At 56.9% G+C, this 22,219-nt stretch carries 18 protein-coding genes; 13 read left to right on the top strand and 5 right to left on the bottom strand.

What is annotated here, in order from left to right:
- Nucleotides 1-19: 19 nt before the first annotated feature.
- Nucleotides 20-379, bottom strand: a complete 360-nt coding sequence (locus tag RBB77_RS10745) for a cupin domain-containing protein (RefSeq protein WP_353067243.1) — start codon at nucleotides 377-379, stop codon at nucleotides 20-22.
- Between the two features lie 231 nt (nucleotides 380-610).
- Here RBB77_RS10745 and RBB77_RS10750 point away from each other — a divergent pair, with 231 nt between their 5' ends.
- The 8 genes from RBB77_RS10750 to RBB77_RS10785 all read left to right on the top strand — a co-directional run bounded on the left by RBB77_RS10750 (nucleotide 611) and on the right by RBB77_RS10785 (nucleotide 12,344).
- Nucleotides 611-2,062: an ammonium transporter gene (locus tag RBB77_RS10750; protein ID WP_353067245.1), complete on the top strand. Its 1,452-nt coding sequence runs from the start codon at nucleotides 611-613 to the stop codon at nucleotides 2,060-2,062.
- A gap of 39 nt (nucleotides 2,063-2,101) precedes the next feature.
- The gene (locus RBB77_RS10755) at nucleotides 2,102-2,440 is read left to right on the top strand and encodes a P-II family nitrogen regulator (protein WP_353067246.1); all 339 of its coding nucleotides are present in this window, start codon (nucleotides 2,102-2,104) and stop codon (nucleotides 2,438-2,440) included.
- Nucleotides 2,441-2,628: 188 nt separating this feature from the next.
- Nucleotides 2,629-5,277 (top strand): [protein-PII] uridylyltransferase, encoded by a 2,649-nt coding sequence (gene glnD / locus RBB77_RS10760; RefSeq protein ID WP_353067248.1) that lies wholly within the window; start codon nucleotides 2,629-2,631, stop codon nucleotides 5,275-5,277.
- Nucleotides 5,278-5,324: 47 nt separating this feature from the next.
- Nucleotides 5,325-5,942 carry an NADH-quinone oxidoreductase subunit B gene (locus RBB77_RS10765; protein ID WP_353067250.1) on the top strand — a complete coding sequence of 206 codons (618 nt, stop codon included), beginning with the start codon at nucleotides 5,325-5,327 and terminating at the stop codon, nucleotides 5,940-5,942.
- A 224-nt stretch (nucleotides 5,943-6,166) separates the two neighbouring features.
- Complete coding sequence (locus tag RBB77_RS10770; RefSeq protein WP_353067252.1) at nucleotides 6,167-7,792, top strand: OmpA family protein; 1,626 nt, start codon at nucleotides 6,167-6,169, stop codon at nucleotides 7,790-7,792.
- Nucleotides 7,793-7,909: 117 nt separating this feature from the next.
- A complete protein-coding gene (locus RBB77_RS10775) occupies nucleotides 7,910-9,937 on the top strand; it encodes a WD40/YVTN/BNR-like repeat-containing protein (RefSeq protein ID WP_353067254.1) in 2,028 nt (675 codons plus the stop codon).
- 38 nt (nucleotides 9,938-9,975) lie between these two features.
- Entirely contained in the window at nucleotides 9,976-11,127 is a 1,152-nt protein-coding gene (gene mqnE, locus RBB77_RS10780; protein ID WP_353067256.1) for an aminofutalosine synthase MqnE, read from the top strand.
- 584 nt (nucleotides 11,128-11,711) lie between these two features.
- Nucleotides 11,712-12,344 (top strand): PEP-CTERM sorting domain-containing protein, encoded by a 633-nt coding sequence (locus tag RBB77_RS10785; protein ID WP_353067257.1) that lies wholly within the window; start codon nucleotides 11,712-11,714, stop codon nucleotides 12,342-12,344.
- Nucleotides 12,345-12,713: 369 nt separating this feature from the next.
- Here RBB77_RS10785 and RBB77_RS10790 read toward each other — a convergent pair whose 3' ends face one another.
- Together RBB77_RS10790 and RBB77_RS10795 are read right to left on the bottom strand one after the other, a co-directional pair.
- On the bottom strand, nucleotides 12,714-13,931 hold the full coding sequence (locus RBB77_RS10790) for an MFS transporter (protein ID WP_353067259.1): 1,218 nt from the start codon (nucleotides 13,929-13,931) through the stop codon (nucleotides 12,714-12,716).
- Between the two features lie 10 nt (nucleotides 13,932-13,941).
- Nucleotides 13,942-15,021 carry a LacI family DNA-binding transcriptional regulator gene (locus RBB77_RS10795; protein ID WP_353067261.1) on the bottom strand — a complete coding sequence of 360 codons (1,080 nt, stop codon included), beginning with the start codon at nucleotides 15,019-15,021 and terminating at the stop codon, nucleotides 13,942-13,944.
- Nucleotides 15,022-15,214: 193 nt separating this feature from the next.
- Between RBB77_RS10795 and RBB77_RS10800 the strand changes: the two genes are divergently transcribed.
- On the top strand, nucleotides 15,215-15,691 hold the full coding sequence (locus RBB77_RS10800) for a GNAT family N-acetyltransferase (RefSeq protein ID WP_353067263.1): 477 nt from the start codon (nucleotides 15,215-15,217) through the stop codon (nucleotides 15,689-15,691).
- A gap of 9 nt (nucleotides 15,692-15,700) precedes the next feature.
- Here RBB77_RS10800 and murA read toward each other — a convergent pair whose 3' ends face one another.
- Nucleotides 15,701-16,981 (bottom strand): UDP-N-acetylglucosamine 1-carboxyvinyltransferase, encoded by a 1,281-nt coding sequence (murA, locus tag RBB77_RS10805; protein WP_353067265.1) that lies wholly within the window; start codon nucleotides 16,979-16,981, stop codon nucleotides 15,701-15,703.
- A gap of 454 nt (nucleotides 16,982-17,435) precedes the next feature.
- Between murA and RBB77_RS10810 the strand changes: the two genes are divergently transcribed.
- Genes RBB77_RS10810 through RBB77_RS10820 form a run of 3 tightly spaced genes read left to right on the top strand, consistent with a single transcriptional unit; the run spans nucleotide 17,436 to nucleotide 20,217 of the window.
- Nucleotides 17,436-18,176, top strand: a complete 741-nt coding sequence (locus tag RBB77_RS10810; RefSeq protein WP_353067267.1) for a hypothetical protein — start codon at nucleotides 17,436-17,438, stop codon at nucleotides 18,174-18,176.
- Nucleotides 18,177-18,179: 3 nt separating this feature from the next.
- The gene (locus RBB77_RS10815) at nucleotides 18,180-18,764 is read left to right on the top strand and encodes a class D sortase (protein ID WP_353067269.1); all 585 of its coding nucleotides are present in this window, start codon (nucleotides 18,180-18,182) and stop codon (nucleotides 18,762-18,764) included.
- Between the two features lie 19 nt (nucleotides 18,765-18,783).
- Complete coding sequence (locus RBB77_RS10820) at nucleotides 18,784-20,217, top strand: hypothetical protein (protein WP_353067271.1); 1,434 nt, start codon at nucleotides 18,784-18,786, stop codon at nucleotides 20,215-20,217.
- Nucleotides 20,218-20,277: 60 nt separating this feature from the next.
- Here the strand turns inward: RBB77_RS10820 and murQ are convergent, their stop codons facing one another.
- Nucleotides 20,278-21,246: an N-acetylmuramic acid 6-phosphate etherase gene (gene murQ, locus RBB77_RS10825; protein WP_353067273.1), complete on the bottom strand. Its 969-nt coding sequence runs from the start codon at nucleotides 21,244-21,246 to the stop codon at nucleotides 20,278-20,280.
- A 414-nt stretch (nucleotides 21,247-21,660) separates the two neighbouring features.
- Between murQ and lepB the strand changes: the two genes are divergently transcribed.
- The gene (gene lepB, locus RBB77_RS10830; RefSeq protein WP_353067612.1) at nucleotides 21,661-22,182 is read left to right on the top strand and encodes a signal peptidase I; all 522 of its coding nucleotides are present in this window, start codon (nucleotides 21,661-21,663) and stop codon (nucleotides 22,180-22,182) included.
- Nucleotides 22,183-22,219: the final 37 nt, after the last annotated feature.

A 22,219-nucleotide genomic window follows, 5' to 3' on the forward strand; every position in this document is an offset into this window, starting at 1 on the left:
TGGAGTCTTTCGCAGAGCTTTATCTGCGGAGGTAGCTGTCGTCTTTGTCGATCCAGTCCCGGCGGGGCGGGGCAAAGATGTCGAAGTCGATGGTGTCTTCGAGGGCGGTGGCGGAGTGGTGGAGGTCGCCGGGAATGACGAGGATCTCGCCTGCTTTGACGGTGTGTGAGGTGCCGTCGTCGTAGTCGAAGCGGAGTGCGCCTTCGGTGATAAAGGTGATCTGTTCGTTCGGATGAGAGTGGCGCGGGACGACGCAGCCTTTTTTGAGAATGATGCGGGCGAACATGGCGAGGTTGCCGGTGACGAACTGACGGGTGAGGAGTGGATTGAGTTGTTCGGGTTCTATTTTGCTCCAGCTGTGTAGGGTTGCGGTCGACATGGTGAGTGCCTTTCGAAAGAAGTGACTGCTGCGGATGAATTTCTTGCTTTGTGTTGCGCGCTGCCTTGTGTAGAGTAAAGCGAACCGGAGCGGTGCAGAGGTGCCTCGCTTCTTTTGATGTGTGAAGATTGAGTCGTAGGCTGCCAGCTTGGCGAATTGACGGCGTATCTCTTCTCTCCTGCTACTTTCGTTTATTTTGAAATGACTAACTTTGAAACGGGTGATTGAACCATGCGTCTTCCAGTAGCGAAGGTGTTTCTGGCGTTTCTGTTTGCGCTGATAGTGGGCGGATCGGTGTTGGGTGGAGTGCGGGTGATGGCGCAAACGGCTCCTGCTGCGGCGTCGACTGCGACGTTGAGCCAGACCGACAGGATTGCGGCGCTCGAGAAGCAGAATGCGGACAATGCGGCGCTGATTGCGGCGGCGCAGACCTCGGGCGACAACGCGTGGATGCTGGTTTCGGCGGCGCTGGTGTTGATGATGAGCGGGCCTGGGCTGGCGTTGTTTTACGGCGGGTTGGTCAGGAAGAAAAATATTCTAGGCACGATGATGCAGACCTTCGCCATGATGGCGGTGATTACGGTGCTGTGGGCGCTGGTGACGTATTCGCTGGCGTTTGGCGAGGGGAATGCGTTCATCGGCGGATTGCACAATGTGTTTCTGCGTGGGGTGGGACTGGCGCCGGATGTGAAATACGCGGCGACGATTCCGCTGCAGACGTTCATGGTGTATCAGTTGATGTTTGCGATTATTACGCCGGCGCTGATTACAGGCGCGTTTGCGGAGCGGATGAAGTTTTCGGCGATGCTGGTGTTCATGGTGCTGTGGGCGGTAATTGTGTATAGCCCGATGGCGCATATGGTGTGGGGTAAGGGTGGGTTGTTGAATGCTTCGCTGGGCGGACGGTTTCCTTGTCTCGACTTTGCGGGCGGGACAGTGGTGCATGTGACGTCAGGGGTTTCGGCGCTGGTGACTGCGCTTTATCTGGGCAAGAGGCTGGGGTATCCAAAGGTGCCGATGCCGCCGCACTCGGTGGTGTTGAGTTTTATTGGGGCGTGTTTGTTGTGGGTGGGTTGGTTTGGGTTTAATGCGGGTTCGGCGCTGAGCTCGGGGACACTGGCGACTTCGGCGTTTGTGGCGACGCATTTTGGCGCGGCTGCAGCAGCGATTGGCTGGAGCGTGGCGGAGTGGATGCGACAGGGTAAGCCCTCGGCGCTGGGTGCGATTTCGGGCGCAGTGGCGGGGCTGGTGGCGATTACTCCGGCTTCGGGATTTGTTACGCCGATGTCGGCGCTATGGATTGGGCTGATCGCTGGGGTGTTTTGCTATTTCATGGTGGTGAAGGTGAAGGCGGCGTTTGGGTATGACGATTCGCTGGACGCGTTTGGTGTGCATGGTGCAGGCGGGACGATGGGAGCACTCTTGACTGGGGTGTTCGCGAGCAGCGTGGTCAATCCGATCTTTGGGGCGGGAAAGCCGACGGGGTTGCTTGAGGGGAATGGTCACCAGTTGCTGAATCAGTTGGTTGGTGTGGTGATTGCGTGGGTTCTGTCGATTGTGGGGACGCTGGTGATTCTGTTTATCGTCGATAAACTGATCGGGCTTAGAGTGAGCGAGGAAGATGAGCGCGAGGGATTGGATCTTTCGCAGCACGGCGAAGAAGGATACGATTGGGCGCACTAAAATTGGCCAGTAGAACGACGGGTTGAGAGGAAGAGAGATATGCAGAAGATCGAAGCGGTGATTCAGCCGTCGAAGCTGGACGCGGTGAAGGATGCGTTGGTGGAGATTGGCGTTGAAGGGATGACGATCACCGAGGCTCGGGGACACGGCCGGCAGAAGGGGCATACGGAGTTCTACCGTGGACGGGAGTACTCGGTTGATCTGCTGCCGAAGGTGAAGCTCGAAGTTGTGGTCGCGGACGAGATGCTGGATAAGGCAATTCTGGCGATTACGGGTGCGGCGCGGACTGGGGCGATCGGGGATGGAAAGATCTTTATCTCGAAGATCGATGAGGCGATTCGGATTCGTAACGATGAGCGTGGCGAGATTGCGCTTTAGGGTAAAGATAGGTCCTGCCGGACGGGCCCGCTACGCGCCTTGCGGTCACATCGTGACTTGTGTACCCCTTCGGTCGACGCTCCCGTTGGTCGCGATGAAAGATCTTTCCACCACCCATGGGGAGGCCCAGGGCGAAGTCCTGAAGTGATCTGGCTGTATGCTTAAGGTTCTTTCGAGCAAAAATGGCCATGCAGGAGACAGAATCCACAGGGAGCAGCGGAGGGCGCGCGGCGTACCAGCGGAAGATGCTGGGGATTCGTGGTGCGTTCGAGGCGGGAGGCGCGTCGGGGGCAGTGACGATTGCGGCTCGGGCCGCGGCTCTCGATGAGTTGGTGCGTGGTCTGTGGGCGCAGGCGGTGGAGCGGGATTCGAGACTTGCGACAGGGATCGCGCTGGTCGCGATCGGTGGATACGGACGGCGGGAGTCGTTCCCTTATTCGGATGTTGATCTGCTTTTTTTGCTGAACGAAAAGCTGCCGGAGAAGGACGTCAAAGACGCACTCCGGAGAGTGAACCAGGAGATGTGGGATTGTGGGATTCGTGTCTCGCCGGCGACGCGGAGATTGTCGGAGTGCGAGAAGTTCGATCCGGAGAATGCTGAGTTTGCGCTGTCCTTGATGGATCATCGCTGGGTGACGGGGGACGCGGCGCTGTACGACGGGTTGTCGGAACAGTGTGTGCCTAAGCTGCTGCAGCGGGAGCACAAGGCAATGATGGTTCGACTATTGGAGCTGACGCGGTCGCGCTATGCGAAGTACGGAGATACGCTGTTTCACCTGGAGCCGAATATCAAGGATTGTCCGGGTGGGCTGCGGGATGTGCATGTTTTTGGATGGATGACGAAGCTGCGTGAGGTCGCGGCATCGGCGCAGAAGAAGGGCGCTTTAGGGGCCGACGGAACGCCTTTGGTGGATGTGGGTGAGTTTCGCAAGGCGGTGGATTTTCTTTGGCTGGTGCGGTGTTTCCTGCACTATCGGCATGAACGCGATGACAATACGCTGGACTGGCAGGCTCAGGATGCCGCAGCGCAGACGATGGTTGGAATGACGGGGCGCAAACCGAAGAAGGCGGATGCGGCGTATTGGATGCGACTTTACTTTCGACATGCGCGAAGCGTGGAGCGGCGGGTGAGGCAGATGCTGGAGGAACTGCCGGCGTCTTCATCCTCCAGACTGCTTGGATCGAAGCGCGACCGGAAGGTGGAGGTTGTGCAGCACGGGTTTCGTTTGGAGCGCGGGCGGGTCGTGCTGGAGACTGCGGCCGAGTTTGGCCATGATCCGGCTGAGGATCCGGATGTAGTGTTGCAGGTATTTGCGGCGATGGCGCGAACGGGAGTGACGTTGGGAAGAGATGCGGAAGAGCGTCTCTCACAGGGGCTGCCGTTGCTGTCGGCACATCTGGAGGAAGGGCCTGCGCTCTGGCATCATCTGCAGGGAGTTTTGAAGGGTGGCTATGCTGGGGATGCGCTGCGGTCGATGCATGCGCTGGGCGTGCTCGAGCTGCTGATTCCAGAGTTTCATGGCATCGATGCGCTGGTGATTCGGGATGCTTATCACCGCTACACGGTCGATGAACATACGTTTGTGCTGATCGATACGCTGCATGGACTGGAGAGTGCGCAGTCGGGTGGGATGGCGGAGTGGGCGACGCGTTTTGGCGGCGTGCTGAGGGAGCTGCCGCATCCGGAGCTGCTGTATCTGGCGGCGTTGCTGCATGACACCGGCAAGGGACGGAGCACGGGCGATCATACGCGGGAGAGCGCGCGGATGGCCGAGAGTGTTCTGGAGCGGCTGGAGTTGGATACCTATGAGAGCGGGCTGGTGGTGAATCTGATCGCGAATCACCTGGAGATGTCTGCTGCGCTGCGGAGAGATATCTTTGACGAGGAGACGGTGAGCGCGTTCGCGGGGAAGATGCAGACGCCTGAGGCTCTGCGGATGCTGACGTTGTTTACGTATGCGGATATCAATGCGGTTCATCCGGATGCGCTGACTCCGTGGAAGGCGGAAAATCTCTGGCGGCTCTATATCGCGACGGCGAATTATCTGGACCGGAGCGTGGATGATGAGCGGTTGGGAGCCCAGGAGGAGCGCGAGCTGGTGCATCGGGTGGTGGCGCTGCTGCCAGGGCAGAAGGCCGCGGTTCTGGAGTATCTGGAGGGTTTTCCTGAACGCTATGTGTTGACCAGAACTCCTGAGCAGGTGCGAACGCACTTCAAGATGGCGATGGGATTTGCGAGCGATCCGGTGCAGCTGGATTTTCGTTATGCGCCTGCGGTGAGCGAGTTGACGCTGGTGACGCGGGACAGGCCGCAGCTGTTTGCAACCATGGCGGGGGTGCTGGCGGCGTGGGGGATGAACATCGTTACCGCGGATGCATTCTCGAACCGGCAGGGCGTTGTGGTGGACACGTTCCGGTTCACGGACAGCTTTCGGACGCTGGAGATGAACGCTTCAGAACATGAGGCGTTTGTGAAGAGCGTGCATGATGTGATGACCGGGGCGGTGTCGGTGGAGAAGCTGCTGAGCGGAAGACGGAGAGGTAGGCGGAAGGCGCCACTCGTGGTGGTGGAGACGCGGGTGGAGTTCGACGACGAGGCTTCGTCGCACAGTACGCTGCTGGAGGTGGTGGCGCAGGACACGACGGGGTTGCTGCGTGCTTTGAGCCTGACGCTGGCGGCGCAGGGCTGCAATATTGAGGTGGCTCTGGTGGATACGGAGGGTGAGACGGCGATCGACGTCTTTTACCTGACGCGAAATGGCGCAAAACTGGATAGAGGCGAGGAGAAGCAGTTGCTCGAAGCCATGTTGCGGGCGATAGAGGATAACGCGCGCTAGATGAAATAAGCTGCGCGGACTGCTGTGAGGAGTTTTATATTAACGGTATGAGCACACCTAGCAGCGAAAACACGAGCAACGGCCGTCCGACAGGGACTCCGCAGAGGAACGATCGTTATATCTTTGGGACCCTCGACAGCTCCGCCAAAAACCATGAGAAGGTGACCGAGGTGAGCTGGGGGGAACAGCAGCCAGAGGGCATCGTGTTGGCTTCGATGGACGCTGCGATCAACTGGGTGCGAAAGAACTCTATCTGGCCGATGACCTTTGGTTTGGCATGCTGCGCGATCGAGATGATGTCGATGGGGGGGTCGCGGTACGACATTGCGAGGTTTGGGGCGGAGGTCTTTCGGCCGTCGCCTCGGCAGAGCGATCTGATGATTATTGCCGGGCGGGTTTCGCAGAAGATGGCGCCTGTGATCCGCCGGCTGTATGAGCAGATGCCGGAGCCGAAGTGGGTGATTTCGATGGGTGCCTGTGCGACCTCGGGCGGGGTTTTCAACAACTATGCCCTGCTTCAGGGGGTCAACCAGGTCATTCCGGTCGATGTGTACGTTCCGGGGTGCCCGCCTCGCCCGGAGCAGTTGCTCTACGCGATCACTCTTTTGCAGGAAAAGATCCAGCAAGAGCGCGGCAGTATGCGAAAAACCCTGAATTTGAGTTAACGCACCAAGAAAAGTGCGGTTTACTGGATGGGTTCCTCTTGCCCGCCTTAAGGGCGTTTTGCTTTTCTCGCTGGTAACCTATTGAAAATAGTGTCACCAAAGAGTATTTTTTTTCCCGGATGCATTAGCAACTGAAGTAAGCTGTAAGGAATCGAACCAACAAAACGATCCCTGTAGATGACGTGAAGGCTCGTAGAACGTAAGACTTGAGTGGAGGAACTCGTATGGTTTATCGCCCGTTTCGTAGTACACGCCGGTTTGTACTGGCTGCATGTGCAGTCGGCCTCGGAGCTGCCAGTCTCAGCGCGCAGACTTCCAGCACAGCCGCCCCGGTGGGGCCGAACCCTTCACGCGTCGATGTATTTCTTGGCTATTCGTACTTCGGCGCTCACGGCTCGGTAAAGCCGCAAGACATCAACTATTCGTCAATCGATATAGGTGCGATCGGCAGCGGCGCGTACTACTTTAACAAGTGGGTTGGCGGCGAGATCATGTTCGCGGCCCATCCTGACGGGAATAATGATGGCTTGTACGCGGCGTCCGCGGGACCAATCTTCCGTGCACCGCTGCAGAACTTCACGCTGTTTGCGCACGCCCATGCGGGCGGCGCTCGGTTGGGCGGACCCAACTCTGAAACGGGTGGGTATCACAACCCCTATCAGTGGGGACCAACCCTGACGGTCGGCGGCGGTATGGACTATGATCTGCCATTCTTCGACAATAAGTTTTCTCTGCGGTTGTTCCAGGCAGACTATCGCTACGTTCATGCGGATTACGGCCCACCAGTATTCCCTCCGACTGGTGGAGCGATCGGTGGACGAACGAACCTGGGCGGAGCTGAGTTGAGCACAGGCATTGTGGCTCACTTCGGTCATATCATTCCGCCTCCGCCGGTGACCTACTCCTGCGCAGTCTCTCCTGCCACGGTCTACCCCGGGGATCCGATTACGGTCACAGGAACACCGTTGAACCTGAACCCGAAGAAGACGGCGACCTACTCCTGGACAGCTGATGGTGGCACGATCTCGGGAACATCGACGACAGCCAACATCGACACGAAGTCGGCGAATCCCGGCACCTACACGGTAAAGGGCCACGTCACGGAAGGTGCGAAGCCTGGCGAGATGGCAGACTGCTCGGCCAGCTACACCGTGAAGCAGTTTGATCCTCCGACGGTAAGCTGCTCGGCGAACCCCTCCACGGTTGCTCCTGGAGATTCTTCGACCATCACCGCAACTGGTGTGAGCCCGCAGAATCGTCCTCTGACTTATAGCTACAGCGCGACGGCCGGCTCGGTCACTGGAAACACCTCGACCGCCACGTTGACCACGACAGGCGCAGCGCCAGGAACGATAACGGTGACTGCAAATGTGGTTGATGACAAGGGCCAGAGTGCTTCGTGCACGACGACGGTTACGGTGAATGCACCGCCGCCGCCGCCAGCACCGACAACCAGCCAACTCTGCTCGATCAACTTCGATCGCGATAAGAAGCGGCCGGCTCGCGTTGATAACGAAGCCAAGGCCTGCCTGGACGATATCGCTCTCAACCTGCAGCGCACCTCTGATGCGAAGCTGGCTGTGGTTGGCGATAAGGACAGCGCAGAGAAGAAGGGCGATCAGCTCGCTGCTGAGCGTGCCGTCAACGCCAAGGCATACCTGGTTACGGAGAAGGGCATTGATGCCAGCCGTATCTCGGTCTACACCGGTACTGACAACGGCAAGACTGTGACGACGACGTTGATCCCAGCCGGCGCAACCCTGAGTAACACTGGCCTCACCCCCGTGGATGAAAGTGCAGTAACCGCCAAGCCAAGGACGGCGCCAGCCACACACCACAAGAAGAAGTAGTAACGATTAGCCGTAGTCCTGCACAAGGGCTGACTGGGAACCTTCCCAGTCAGCCCTTTGTGTTATGGACAACCTCGTGTGTAAGTTCGATAATCCGTACAGAATAGGAACCCTCCCTTGAACAGATCTCTTCGTTTATCCGTCAGGCTCGTTACTCTTGTGGTTGTTCTCTTTTGTCTTCAGTTACATGCGGCAAGCTGGCTGCCGTACGGTCCGGACGGAGGGGACGCGCGGGCTTTCGCGGTCGATCCTCATGATCGCTCTCACTTGTATCTGGGCACGGCAACGGGCTGGATGTATGAGTCGCGGAATGGCGGCGCTGAATGGAAGAGGCTTGGGTGGATTGGTAAGCGGGATGATCTTGTGCTGGACTCGATTGTGGTCAGCGGCGCTGATTCGAAGCGCATTGTGGTGGGCGCCTGGGTGCTTGGAAGCCCCGATGGCGGCATTTTTCTTAGTAAGGACGGTGGGGTGAAGTGGGAGAGCGTGAGCGATATGCAGGGTCAGTCCATTCGCGCGCTAACCCCTTCTCCTTCCGATCCGAAGCTTCTGGTTGCCGGTACACTGAAGGGCGTTTACCAATCCAACGACGGCGGAGAGCGCTGGAAGCTGATTAGTCCCGCAGGAAGCCAGGAGTTGCACGAGGTCGAATCGATCGCTATTGATCCGGTCGATCCGCAGATTATTTACGCAGGGACGTGGCATCTACCCTGGAAGACAGTCGATGGTGGGCAGCACTGGGCCAATATCAAACAGGGCGTGATCGATGACTCGGATGTGTTTTCGATCATCGTGGACCCGAAAGATCCGAAGACCGTTTACGCCAGTGCGTGCTCAGGAATTTACAAGAGCCAGACCGCTGGGCAGGTCTTCCAGAAGATCCAGGGAATTCCTTCAACCGCGCGTAGAACCAGGGTGTTGATGCAGGACCCGACGAATCGGAACATCGTGTTTGCGGGAACCACTGAAGGTCTGTGGCGAACGGTAGATTCTGGAACCACATGGCAGCGAACCACAGGTCCGGAAGTGATTATCAATGATGTGTACGTCGACCCGACCAACTCGAACCGGGTGATGCTCGCAACTGACCGGGGCGGCGTATTGGCCAGCAATGACGGAGGAAATTCATTTGTTCAGTCGAACGCCGGATTTTCGGCGCGGCAGATCACCTCTTATCTTGCAGATGCTTCTAACCCCGCGACGATCTACGTGGGTGTGGTGAACGATAAGGCGCTGGGCGGAGTGTTTGCCAGCATGAACGGCGGCTTGAATTGGTCTCAGATGAGTTCTGGACTCAATGGACACGACGTGTTCAGTCTGGTTCAGGGGCCGGACAACAATTTGCTGGCTGGCACGCGTCACGGAATCTATCGGCTCCAAGGAGCTGTGTGGAGTCGCGTGGACAACGTAATCTTCAATCCGCCACCTGCGCCACCGGCCAAAGCTGGAAAGAAAACGGCGGGGCGGACCACTGCTACGACAGCTGCGCACAAAGCACAAGAGGCCTCGACGCATAAGACTACTGCGCAACCGGCTCATGCCTTCGAAGCGGCGGTTAACGCATTTGCTCGAGGAGGAGACACGCTCTATGCCGCGACCTCCACGGGTCTCTTCGAGAGTGTTACATCGGGTCAAAGCTGGAAGGAAGTTCCGGGCTTTGAGCCGAAGAGCTGGAATTTTGTGGCTGCTAGAAACTCGACTGTTCTGGCATCGAGTTTGAACTCTGCGGTGGTTTCTTTAGACGGTGGTCAGCAGTGGACGGCCATCAAGCTTCCGGAGACGCTCGATCAGATTTCAGCCATGACTGTAGACGATGCAGGTGGGCTGTGGGTTGGAGGGCGGCAGGGGATCTTTGTCTCCGACGACAAGGGAGCTACGTGGCAAACGGTCAAGGACCTGTTTCTTCGCGATGTGAACAGCATCTTTTATGATGTTGCCTCGCAGCGTGTCTTGATTGCCGCGGGAAGCAAGAATACGATCGCATTCGCGGTTCACCTGCCTGACCGGAAGATTCAGTACTGGAATACCGGTTGGAATCTCAGGATGGTTCGTTCGATTGGCGACCATCTAGTTGGAACGACCTGGTTTGACGGTGTCGTGATCCAGCCGCGCATGGTTGATTCGAAAGAAATGGCGAGCCACTGAGATGTGCTGCGGCGGCTGATGAGGAATAGAATCGAAGAATGAGTTCTTCCTTATCCGCCTTGCAGACGCGACACTCCTTTCAGACAGATGATGCTGCACTTTTGCCGATAGCGGCAAAGGTGCAGCAAGGAGAGCGTCTCAGCTTTGACGATGGGGTGGCGCTGTATCGAAGTGGCGATATTCTCGCGGTGGGCTGGCTCGCGAACTTCGTGCGGGAGCGGATGCATGGGGACATTGCTTACTTCAATGTGAACCGGCATATCAATCCGACGAATGTTTGTATGGCCTCGTGCCGTCTGTGCGCCTTTGGGCGCAAGAAGGGTGAGGCGGGCACGTATACGATGGCGCTGGAGGAGGCCTGGGAGACTGCTGCTACGGGGCTCACGGAGGCGGTGACGGAGTTTCACATCGTCGGGGGACTGCATCCGGATCTTCCATTTGAGTACTTCATGGATCTGGTCCGGGGGCTGAAGGTTCGGTTTCCGAAGGTGCATATCAAGGCGTTCACCATGGTCGAGGTGGCGTTTCTGGCTAAGCGCGGCAAGATGACCATTCCCGAGACGCTGGAGCGGATGAAGGCCGCGGGCGTGGATTCGATGCCCGGCGGTGGCGCGGAAATTTTCGCGGATCGGGTACGTCACATCATCTGCGACCACAAGATCGACGGTGGCGAATGGCTCGACACGGCTCGAATGGCGCACCAGATCGGGTTGCGATCGAATGCGACCATGTTGTATGGGCACGTGGAGAACGACGAAGACCGCGTGGACCATCTGTTGAAGCTGCGAGCGGTGCAGGACGAGACAGGGGGCTTTCAGACATTTATTCCGCTGTCGTTCCACCCGGACAACACGGCCTTGGCTCATATCCCCAAGACTACGGGGATGCTGGATCTCCGTCAGATCGCTGTTGGCCGACTGATGCTGGATAATTTTGCCCATATAAAGAGCTATTGGCAGATGGTTTCGCCGAAGATGGCTCAGATCTCGCTGCGGTTTGGCGCGGACGATATCGACGGTACCGTGATTGAGGAGAAGATCTATCATGACGCGGGAGCCACGACGCCGCAAGGGATGAGGCGGGCGGATCTTGTTCGGCTGATCACTGAAGCGGGGCGCACGCCGTTTGAGCGCGACACCATGTACCGAGCCGTGACCCGTAGCGAAGACAGCTTTACCGTTGCCGTGTGAGATTTAGAAGGTAAGCAGAACTCCAGCCTGTTCCTGTGGGAAGAGGCTTTTTCTTTGCGAGATCGCTTCCCGCTTGTACTGGACTCTGCGTTGTGCGAGAGAGTCGAGTTGCGCAATGCTTATGAACCAAACTCGCGCTTGGTTTGTAACTTCTGGCACTTCAATTGCCCTCTGTTTTGTGACCGGGGCAGCCGACCGTTGCCCGACAAATCTTCTATCGCGAAAAAACAAGAGACCCTCGCGGAAGATTGCAGACCCAAAGTGGAAAAGATTTTCATTTTGGGCCAATCTTTTGGCATCGACCGGGTAAGTTTTGTGGATTTCCGACCCCAGGACGTCAGAAAGCCCAGAAAACGAAGAATTCTCCCTGCCTTTCGTAATTGGTTCGCGACTTGCAATAACTCAAGGTGAGGTAAGCAAATCGCAATGAATTGCCGGCGTTCGCAGACCAAAACGGGAATGGATGCCGGCTCAACCAATCGATATTCCTTCGAATCAAGTGCCCGGAACTGGGTGGGGATTCGTGGGAACAGAGTGCGGGAAGGCTCTGACAACAATTTCTCCGGGGAGATGGCTTCTTGAAGATGAAATTTGTATCACTTGTTTCAATCGCCTGTCTTGGTGTTGCTTCATCCGTGGTGAAGGCGGACACACTCACACTCAACAACGGAACGGGTAATCCGTTCGGCGGCAGCGCTGATATCTATCCGTACTCGTTTCAGCTCGAGACGTCCTCTGGCACATCGACAGTGAACCTGATGTGCCTCAACTACAACCGCGAGATTGTTCCGGGCGAGAGCTGGAGTGCCACAGAGGAGAACATCCCCACAGGCAACTCCGTGATGGATCAGGAGTATCGCGCTGATGCGATTCTCTACTCCGAGATTCTGCACCCGCAAGCTGGAGTAAGCACAAGCGAAGTTCAGTATGCCGAATGGAGCATCTTCGATTCGGCTGACCTGATTGGAAATTCGCTGTTTGATTCGACGGCGCAGACTCTGGCCAGTGATGCGTTGAATGCGGCAAAAAACCAGCAGCTGATCAACTCCGGCTACTTCAGCCAGTTCACTCTGTACATTCCTTCGAACGACACCTCTTCAGGGCCGCAGGAGTTCATCGGAACAGCGACGACTCCAGAGCCTTCGAGCCTGATGTTGTTCGGCTCGGGATTGATCGGAATGGCGGGGCTACTTCGTCGGAGATTAGTTCGTTCATAAGTTTGAACTGAAGTCTTTGGTCATGCAATTGCTTTCATACAGTCGTCAGCTTCATCGGTAGACGGTAAATTGTTCGATCGGTTGATGCGCAAGTTTATTAGATCAAATTTAGTTACATAACCCTGGGAAGGAGGCACTATGTATCTCTTGTTCGGACCAGCTATGGCAGCAGTTGTCGTCATCGGTGTTATTCAGCTTCGCGATCACTTTGCAGCCCCAGTCAAATAAGGGTTGCTGAAGGTCGTCTCCTTTTCTCAGAGGTCAGGCTAAGCCTGGCCTCTTTTCCTGCGGGTTGTAGGCGAATAAATGTGTTTTCAGTTCTGACGGATGCCGATGGAGTGGCCGCCTCTGCAGCGCTTGAGAGAATGGTTAGCTCATGAGTCTGTCGGAAGAGGCGGGTAGATTTTTGGCGGTAGTGATGCCAGAGAGTAGTAGAAGAAGAGCGGCGCCTGCGGCTGGAACAACCAGCCCGGCGCGAAGGCCGTGAAGGTAGGTGGAGCACAGGCCGGTTAGCCAGGGCAGCACGGCTCCTCCTAAGGAAGCGCTGGCAAAGAGCGGGCCGAGTCTTTTGTGGTTTCCGGTGCGGGCGAGCATGAAAGAAACCAGAAGCGGAAAGACGGGAGCGAGAGTGAATCCGCCGAAGATGGTGAGCGTGATGACACTGACTGATGACGGATGCGCGATCGAGCAAAGCAACCCTTCGGTGACAAGAAGCAACGCCAGACAGAGCCGGTACAGAATTCTCTCACTCAGGACGGTCATGAGTGCAGCTACGATCAGGCGTCCGACCAGTTCTGCTACCCAGAAGTAGATAGCGATGGTAGATGCCTGGAGCGATGCGCTGGATCGAAGAGCGTAGCTCGGTAGCCAGCCACCGAGCGAATTTTCGACCCCTACATAGAAAAACATTGCGGCACCATAGGCGAGCAGAGGCAACAGCGGCAGAGGCCACGGTGATTTTGTGGGTGCTGGTCTTCGTCCAGCCAACTCTGATTGTCTGGGGGCGTCGTTAGAGGGGGTTGCGCGTGGTATTGCGAAAGAAAGCAGGGACGCTGTGAGGAGAAGTGCCGTGATGGCAAAAAAGAAACGACGCATGCCACCGCCAGCCGTAAGGTAGATCAACAGAGGGCAGGCGATGGCGCCGAGACCCCAGGCAACGTTGAGTATTACGAGGAGTCGCGCTCGCGCGGAGGGAAGCGTAGTTCCTGCGAGGATGTTACCGGCAGTAAGACCTGTGCCGAGGCCGAGTCCAATGCAGAAGAGGGCGATGTGTGCCGCGCCGAAGCCAAGTGAGAGCAGTGCAAGGCATCCGGCTGCGGAGAGAATCGATCCGTAGACCAGGCTGGCGCGGAGATTGCGTGCGGCGATCCAGGCGCCGCAGAGTTGTCCCACGAAGTCGGCCGTGAAGAGGGTGCCTGCCTGGGCATCCTGGATATGCCAATGCTCCATGAGCTGCGGCAGTAGAGGACCGAGCATGACCGTAACAGTGCCGGCCACAAGAAAATAGAAGTAGGCGGGAGCGAGGGTGCGGATGATGGTTGCGCGATCCGGGCTCAGTTGGGGAGCCTTTCGTTCGGTTGGTTGCAAAGCTCTCCTATCAACCTTTGCCTCGCCGTGAGCTGGGCTGAGACGTGTTCTGGATGCTTGCGGTCGATTCTCTCGCGACCAACTCGGGCTCGAACCAGACTTCATGCGGATAGGTAAGTTCCGGGAACTGGATACGTTTGATGAGCATTTGTGCGGCGGTCCAACCCATCTTGTGGAGAGGTTGGCGTACGGTGGTGAGGCGTGGATTGAAGTACTCTCCCACCATGATGTCGTCAAAGCCGATGACCGAGATATCGCGAGGACAACTAAGCCCGGCGTCTTGAATAGCGCGAATGGCGCCGATGGCGGCCGTATCGTTGAAGCAAAACATCGCAGTGAAGTCGCGTGTACGGGCGAGCAGCTCTCGTACAGGCTGGTAGCCGAGCTCGGGCGACCAGAGATTCTTCTCCAAATAGATGCAAAGTTCAGGACGAACCGTAATCCCGAGCTCGTTCGCTATGCTGAGGATCGACTCCCAGCGGGCTTCGGAGTCAAGAGAGTAGCGCTGGCCCTTCATGAAGGCTATCTTGCGGTGGCCCAATTCGTGAAGGTGGTGAAGAGCCTTTCGTGCAGCAAAGTTGTGATCGAGCAGAATGTTGGAGACACCGGGCTCCTTGCTGTGGGAGGAGACGCCTACTACCGGTGGCGTGACGCTTACTGGCAGTTCCGTGTTGACGAGCAGGAAGCCATCGACGCGGCGGCTCATGAGGAGCTCCTGATACTCTTCCCGGAGGTCGGCACGGCCCAAGTGACTGACTGTGAAATAAAGGAAGCCTTCCTGGAGGAGATATTGCTCGACCCCAAGCATGACGCCGGTAAAGTAGCCCTCGCTGAGCTCTGGAACAATCACGCCGATGGTGTTGGTTAGTCTGGTGCGTAGCATGCGGGCGTGCAGGTTGGGCCGGTACTCGAACTTCTTGGCGGCGTCCAGAACTCGTTCTTTGGTTGCAAGGGAGATGGACTTAGCAACGGGCGAATCATTGAGAACGATCGAGATGGTCGCCGGGGAGAGGTCGAGATATTCCGCCAGAGTTTTCAGTGTCACGGGTTTGCCGGTATCCGGCTTGCTGTCTTTATTTAGCTCTTTCATCGCTCTCCGGCAGATTGGCCTGTACAAGTATCGCAACAGTTGTACACCTTTAGTTTGAAGGCGGGAACAGGATCTTGCAGATTCGCCGGCTGTACTTAGCGAGACGAATCGAAGTAGTATTCCGGGTTCAAAATCGATCTGATCGGCAGTGCGCAGTTATCTTTAATGTGGTTCGGAGTTTTGGGGTGGCGTGGTGAGTGCGGAAGCTGAACTTCGGGGATATCTCAAAGGGGATTTGGACGCGATTTACAGGCTTGATCAGCTGTGTTTTTCGAGCGAATTCCGGTTTGGTCGGGAGTCGATGCGCGCGTTCGCAGAGGCGGATGATGCTGTCACATTGATCGCGGAGACGACAGGAGGCGAGATCGCCGGATTTGTCATTGTCCAGGTAGAACGAAGTTGGAACATCGTTCGTGGGTACGTTGTGACGTTGGATGTAGCGGAGAAGCGCAGAAGAAGAGGTTTGGCTCAAACGCTTTTACAGGAAGCAGAGAGGCGTGCAGCTACTGCCGGTGCGCTATGGATGGAACTGCATGTGTTCACGGGAAACGAGGGAGCGATCCGCTTCTATGAGCGCTCGGGCTATGCGCGAACTGAGCTGAAACGCCGGTTCTATGGCGGAGCCGGATTGGACGCTTTTGCGTATCGCAAGGAACTGGGACTCTCGTAACGACAGGAGTTACTTTTTCCCGAAGACGTCTCCCATGCGGCGGATCTGGGCGCCGACCCCGCGAAGCTTCTCCTCGAAGTGCTCGTAGCCACGGTCGAGGTGGTAGACGCGGTCGAGGATGGTTTCGCCGTCGGCCACCAGAGCAGCGAGAACGAGAGAGGCAGAGGCGCGGAGGTCCGAGCACATGACGGCGGCTGATTGCAGGGGTGTCTTGCCGCGGACGGTTGCGGTGCGGCCGGAGATCATGATGTTTGCGCCCATGCGGATCAGCTCCTGCACGTGCATGAACCGATTTTCGAAGATGTTTTCGATGACGGTGCTGGTGCCTTCGGCCTGAGTGGCGAGCGCCATGTACTGAGCCTGCATGTCGGTGGGGAAGCCGGGATACTCTTCGGTGGTAATGTCTGCGGCCTTGAGTTCGCCGCCGGAGCGGACGCGAACGTGGTCGGCGCCGACGTCGATCTTGACGCCGCACTGCTCGAGCTTGCTGATGAGTGCGCCGAGGTGCTTGGGTTCACAACAATCGATGTTGAGATCTCCGCCGGTGATGGCTCCCGCGATGAGAAAGGTTCCGGCTTCGATGCGGTCCGGGTTGATACGATGACGTGCACCGTGGAGTTTGGAGACGCCCTGAATGCGAATGGTTCCGGTACCTGCGCCTTCGATCTTTGCTCCCATGGCGATGAGCAGGGCAGCGAGATCGGTGACTTCGGGCTCGCGGGCACAGTTCTCGAAGACGGATTCTCCCTCGGCAAGCGTGGCGGCCATCAGGAGGTCTTCGGTTCCGGTGACAGTGATCTTGTCGAAGACGATGTGTGCGCCCTTGAGCCGGTCGGCGCGGGCTTCGAGATAACCATGATCCTGGGTTATGGTGGCGCCCATGGCTTCGAGGCCGTTGATGTGGAGGTCGATGGGGCGGCCACCGATGGCGCAGCCTCCGGGCATGGCGACACGTGCAATGCCGGTGCGTGCAATGAGCGGGCCGAGGACCAGTGAGCTTGCGCGCATAGTCTTCACGATCTCGTATTTGGCGACCGGATCGGAGAGGATAGCGCACTTGATGCGAGTGCGGTGCTGGGCGCGACCATATCCGAGCTCGACCTCGGCGCCCATGCTGGTGAGCAGTTTGCGCTCGGTCTCAATGTCGTTGACCTGAGGGATGTTTTCGAGGATGACCTCGTCTTCGGTCAGGATGGCGGCGGCCATGCACGGGAGGGCGGAGTTTTTCGCTCCGGAGACTTTGATGGTACCGAGAAGGGGATTTCCGCCGCGCACTACGAACTTGTCCATCTTGCCAGTTTACGAAGATTTCGCGTGGAAATGAGTAACGGCGGTGGTTCTGTTGGGCCTAAAGCAGAACGCAACCCTCGATATTGCTTCGGATTGGAGCTCGAATTACAGGTCTACCGCTCAATCACCTGATCTAACTTTATAAATCTAAAAGGCATAGCTGACGTTTGAAAGACAAGATCTGTCACCATCCATGTGGTAGCAATCGACCAGTGGTCGGACGACTTTGCAAAATGATGCACTTGTCTCCTCAAAATCCGCGACAAGTGAATAAGATTTCACGTTCGATCAACTTAGTAATAGTTATTCGATTACTAATCGCACGGTCTGTGAACGTAGTGATTACTTTCCCTGAAAAAGATTAGTTACCGCATCTTTCTCTCAACCCAGCGGCTAACTTTTCGCGTACACCTTGCATATCACGGGACGTACGTTGATCCTGCAAGGAGAAACCATGCGACTCAAAGCTCTCATACTGTGTACTTCTTTTTGTATTTTCAATGCGGCCTTATGGGCTGCGGGTCCGGCAAATCCCGCCGCTGACTTCACGATCTCCAACCCGTCGCACATTCCTGGGGCTACCCTGGAACCCGGCACTTACACGATCCACGTTGTCAATCGTCTTTCGGACCGGGTCATCTTGAAGGTGGATTCGACGAAGGGCGATCTTCATTCAACTTTTATCGGCATTTCAAACAGCGAGATTCAAAAACCCGCCAGCAGCGGTCCTGTGAAGTGGGCTAATCCCGCTGATGGCTCTCAGTACCTCAAGGGATGGTACTTTCCGGGAAGCGCATCGGTCGTAGAGTTCGTTTACCCGAAGGCTGAAGCGGTTGCGATCGCGATGTCGAATCCATCAAAGGTTCCTGCAGTTGATCCCGCCTCTGAAGGCAAGGTCACCGATAACACGCTGTCTCAGGGCGACATGCAACTGCTGACGCTCTGGCTTCTTTCGCTTCAGCAGGTAGGACCAAGCGACGCGGCTGATGCCAAGCCAGGTATCAAAGCAGAGCGATATACGCAGGTGGCGAGCGTGCAGAAGCCAGTTATCAAAGCATTGCCCCATACAGCGAGCATAGTTCCGTTCGCGTGGCTGGCGGGTTTCTGCTCTCTGATCGCTGCCGCTATGTTGCGTTGGATCGTGTCGCAGAGACGTTTCTCAGCTCTCAATCGAAGACCGTTGATGCGGGAGTAGTGAATGCGAATGCTCGCATACGCTGAACGTCTCCTTTGGACGTGTGGTCTCCTTTGTGTTGGATACTGCCTGGTGCTGGGTGTTCAGGCAAGGGGTACGCAGAGACTCGCTGAGCGGATCGGCGAGCCTCTGCCAGCGGAAAACGTCGCGTCGGCAGGGCGCACGACAGAGGATGTGATTGGCAGGATTGAGATTCCCGCGCTCGCATTGTCGGCGCCGATCACTGCCGATTATGATGGAAACAGTCTGCGTAGAGGAGTAGGCCATATTCCCGGGACTGCGGTGCCGGGTGGTCTTGGTACGGTGGGGCTGGCAGGGCATCGCGATTCGTTCTTCCGGCCACTTCGCAGGATCGCCGCGAAGATGGAGGTTCGCCTGATCGACAAAACTGGCATCTATCACTATGTGGTGGACTCTACCGAGATTGTGAGTCCAGACAAAGTAGAGGTGCTCAATATTGCTGCAAGACCAGAGCTGACATTGATCACCTGTTTTCCGTTCGACTATGTGGGCGCCGCGCCGGAACGCTTTATTGTTCATGCTCACTTATTGTCCGCTTCCCCCGACGGGGTTTCTGCGATCCATTAGAAGTCCAGAAAGGGGTGCCATGAAATTTGAGATCCGCGAAAAAGTAAAAAATCCGGATCCGGAAGTGGTCTTACGTCCGGAAGTGGTCTTACGTGCATTGGAGATGTGTTCGCGAGAGATCTCGGATGATGTGACGCGGTTTGGCGATCGGATTACGGTGCGAGGATTGGGGCCGTCGCCGCGATCGAAGAACAGACATGACAACACTGTGTTCCGCGTAAATTTGGAGAATGGCGAGACCGTCATTTTGGGAGAGGTGAACTTTCAGGCCTCGGCCCTGCTGGGAGACACGTCGCAAGAGGATGTTGTTCGATCGAAACTCGATGATCTGTTTGAACAGATGAGGGCTCAGATTGAACTAGATACTCGGCGCGTAGCGACGTATGCAGCAGCAAGAAAGTCCGCGGCAGGAACGGCCGTTGTCGATAGATCCGAAGAACCAGATGTAGACCCACTACGAGCATCGAAGCGTTCAGAAGAGAAGATGGCTTCGCCTGTAGCTGCGGAGACGTTGATTGAGGCCCTGACTGCGGCGCCGGATTTGGGATGGAGCGCTGCTGCACTGGTGGCCGAGCCGCAGGCCGAGAATATTCAGTCAAACTCGAACGACGAGCCTGAAAGAGTCATAGCCTCTCAAAAGACTTTTGAGTCGGAGCAATCTACAGCTGCTGAACAGACTGTTGCTGCGGAACAAAGAGCTCAACCGAGGTTTTACGGTGAGCCAGATCTTTCGGAAGAAGAACCAACGTGGCAGGCTCGGACTGTTCCTTACAGGATTCGCATAGAAGATGATCTACCGTCCGGATGGAAGCGATTCGCGCTGTGGACGACGATGCTGCTTGCTCTCCTGGCGGTGGGTGCAGAAGGCTATTTTTATTGGTCGCATGGCGAGTTCTATTGGCCGCATCGCGAGATCGCTTCATCGCTGGCCCCGGTTGCCGCACCAGCCGTCGCGCCCAATCCTGTACCTAAACTTGATACGCGGAAGGCTGGTGAAGCTGACTCGTCAAAGCCAATTTCCTTGTCGGAGTCTACTCGCGAGTCTGCGATAAATAGCGCAGATTTGAAGCTATGGCTGCAGGACTGGGCGGCTTCGATGCGAACCAAGGATGCGAATGCTCAAGCTGCCTTCTATGCGGATACGCTGGACCGGTATCTCAATCAACGCAACGTGGGCAGAGAAGCGGTCTTGCGGGATCGCGAGGCGACCAACCGAATGCGAAAGGGATTGTGGACTGTAAAGATGGAGGACATTGTCATCGAGCGGCAGACCGAATCGGAGGCTGAGGTACGCCTGGTTAAACACTTTATGGATGAGCAGGAGACGTCCGAGATACTGGAGTCGTTCGTACCGACACGGCTGACGCTGAAGCGCCTGAACGGAAAGTGGAAGATCACATCGGAGCAGGACCAACCCTCTCTACAAGTCACCCCTTGGAAAAACAAAGGGTGATTCGCTGCGAGGGGACGAGGAGTGCAGCACGGGCGATTCTAAGGCCGCGCTAGCTAGTGATCAGAGCTCCAGGCGAGAGTCATCGATGGCGAGGCGAACGTTGCCGTCTGATTTTGTGAGGCGCCGTACCGCCTCCATCTTGTCGACGTTGGCCTTGAGCATGACGACTGCGATGGGAATCGATTTACCTGCTGATTTGATGGTGCGGATCGCGGTGTCGCGGTCGATATCGCAGACCTTCATCAGGACACGAATGCCGCGCTCGACCAGCTTCGCATTCTTCATGTGCACGTTGACCATGAGGTTGTCGTAGACGTAGCCGAGACGGGTCATGGCGCCGGTGGTGATCATGTTGAGCACCATCTTCTGGGCTGAGGCGGACTTCATGCGCGTCGAGCCGGAGATGACTTCGGGACCGACCTCCGTGATGACGGTTGTGTCAGCAACGTCGGCAAGGGGGGTGTTGAGGTTACAGGTGATCGCGGCGGTCTTTGCTCCGCGAGCGCGGGCGTACTCCACAGCACCGACCACGTAGGGCGTGCGACCGCTGGCAGAGACTCCGATGACGATGTCCTTGCGGGTTGGGCGTCGGCGGGCGATATCGCGCTGGCCGATTTCTGGCGAGTCCTCGTTGACGTCGGAGGCAGAGGCGAGAGCCTTTGGGCCGCCAGCCATGATGTACTGGACCTGTGAGGGGGCGGTGGAGTAAGTTGGCGGGCACTCCGAGGCGTCGAGGGAGGCAATGCGGCCGCTGGAACCAGCGCCAACGTAGATGAGTCGGCCACCATCGCGCAGGGAGCGGGCGACGGTATCGATGACGATTGCGATTTCAGGCAGCGCTTTTTTGACTGCGGCTGCGATCTTGGCGTCTTCGTGATTGATGATGCGGGCGATCTCGAGAGCGGATTTGGTGTCCAGTCCCTCCGAGGCGGTGTTGGCGGTCTCCGTGGTGAGATCGTTGAAGTCTGCTGCGCCACGGTTGACGGGTTTTGGTGTCGGGGCCTGCTCGAGCATGGTAAGGGTTGCCATAAGTATCCTACTGTTCTGCTGGGGCAATTCTAGTCCTAACCTTCTTAAATGCGGCAAGAAAGGTTTGCCCGATGCGAGTTATCATAAAGGGTCGGGGTTTACGCCGAGTAGCGATTGGGTTGGCGAGAGTGTTCGACCTGTGCTAAGCAGAGAATTCTGCTTCAACTGGAGAGTTCTCATATGCTTCACGAGGCTGAATTCAAGCCTCTGCTGGATATATGAGATGCATCTCCGCTTAATTGGGTTTACCCGCGCTGAGCGGTTGCGTGCTGGCTCAGTCGGCGGTCAGACCACGGATTGCAACACCGAAGTTGGTGCGTCTAAATGATAGAGGATTCGGAAGATCGCGTGGAGATAGACGGAAACATTCGGCCTGAGCCGGAAGATCAGCAGGTGATTGAGCCGACGGATCAGATGGATCAGCGCAAGGGAGTGATGCACTCCTGGCTGCGCGATCTGGTGATCTCGGTTGTGGTGTCGGCGTTCATCATCATCTTTTTGTACCAACCGGTTCGGGTGGAAGGAACCAGCATGCTGCCGATGCTGGAAGACCAGGACAGGCTATTCATTAACAAAGTGGCCTATCGGGTTGGTGAGATACACCGTGGGGACGTGGTCGTATTTCTGTACCCGCACGACCATGAAAAGAGTTACATCAAGCGGGTGATCGCGCTGCCTGGCGATACTTTGCGGATCGATCATGGACAGGTGATCGTGAACGGCGAACGCGTGAAGGAACGCTACGTCCCAACGCGATTTGCCGATGACAGATCGCAGCCGGAGATGACGGTACCGGGGCATGAGTATTTTGTGATGGGCGATCACCGGTCGATCTCAAGCGACAGCCGCGACTTTGGGCCTGTCGACCGGGATCTGATCTACGGCAAGGCGGCCTTTGTGTACTGGCCGATGGATCAGGCTGGCGTGGTTCGGTAGCGAGAGAAGCAGCAATCGGCATGATGCCCGCACTGGG

The sequence above is a fragment of the Tunturibacter psychrotolerans genome, assembly GCF_040359615.1.
In the GTDB taxonomy this organism is placed as follows: Bacteria; Acidobacteriota; Terriglobia; order Terriglobales; family Acidobacteriaceae; genus Edaphobacter; species Edaphobacter psychrotolerans.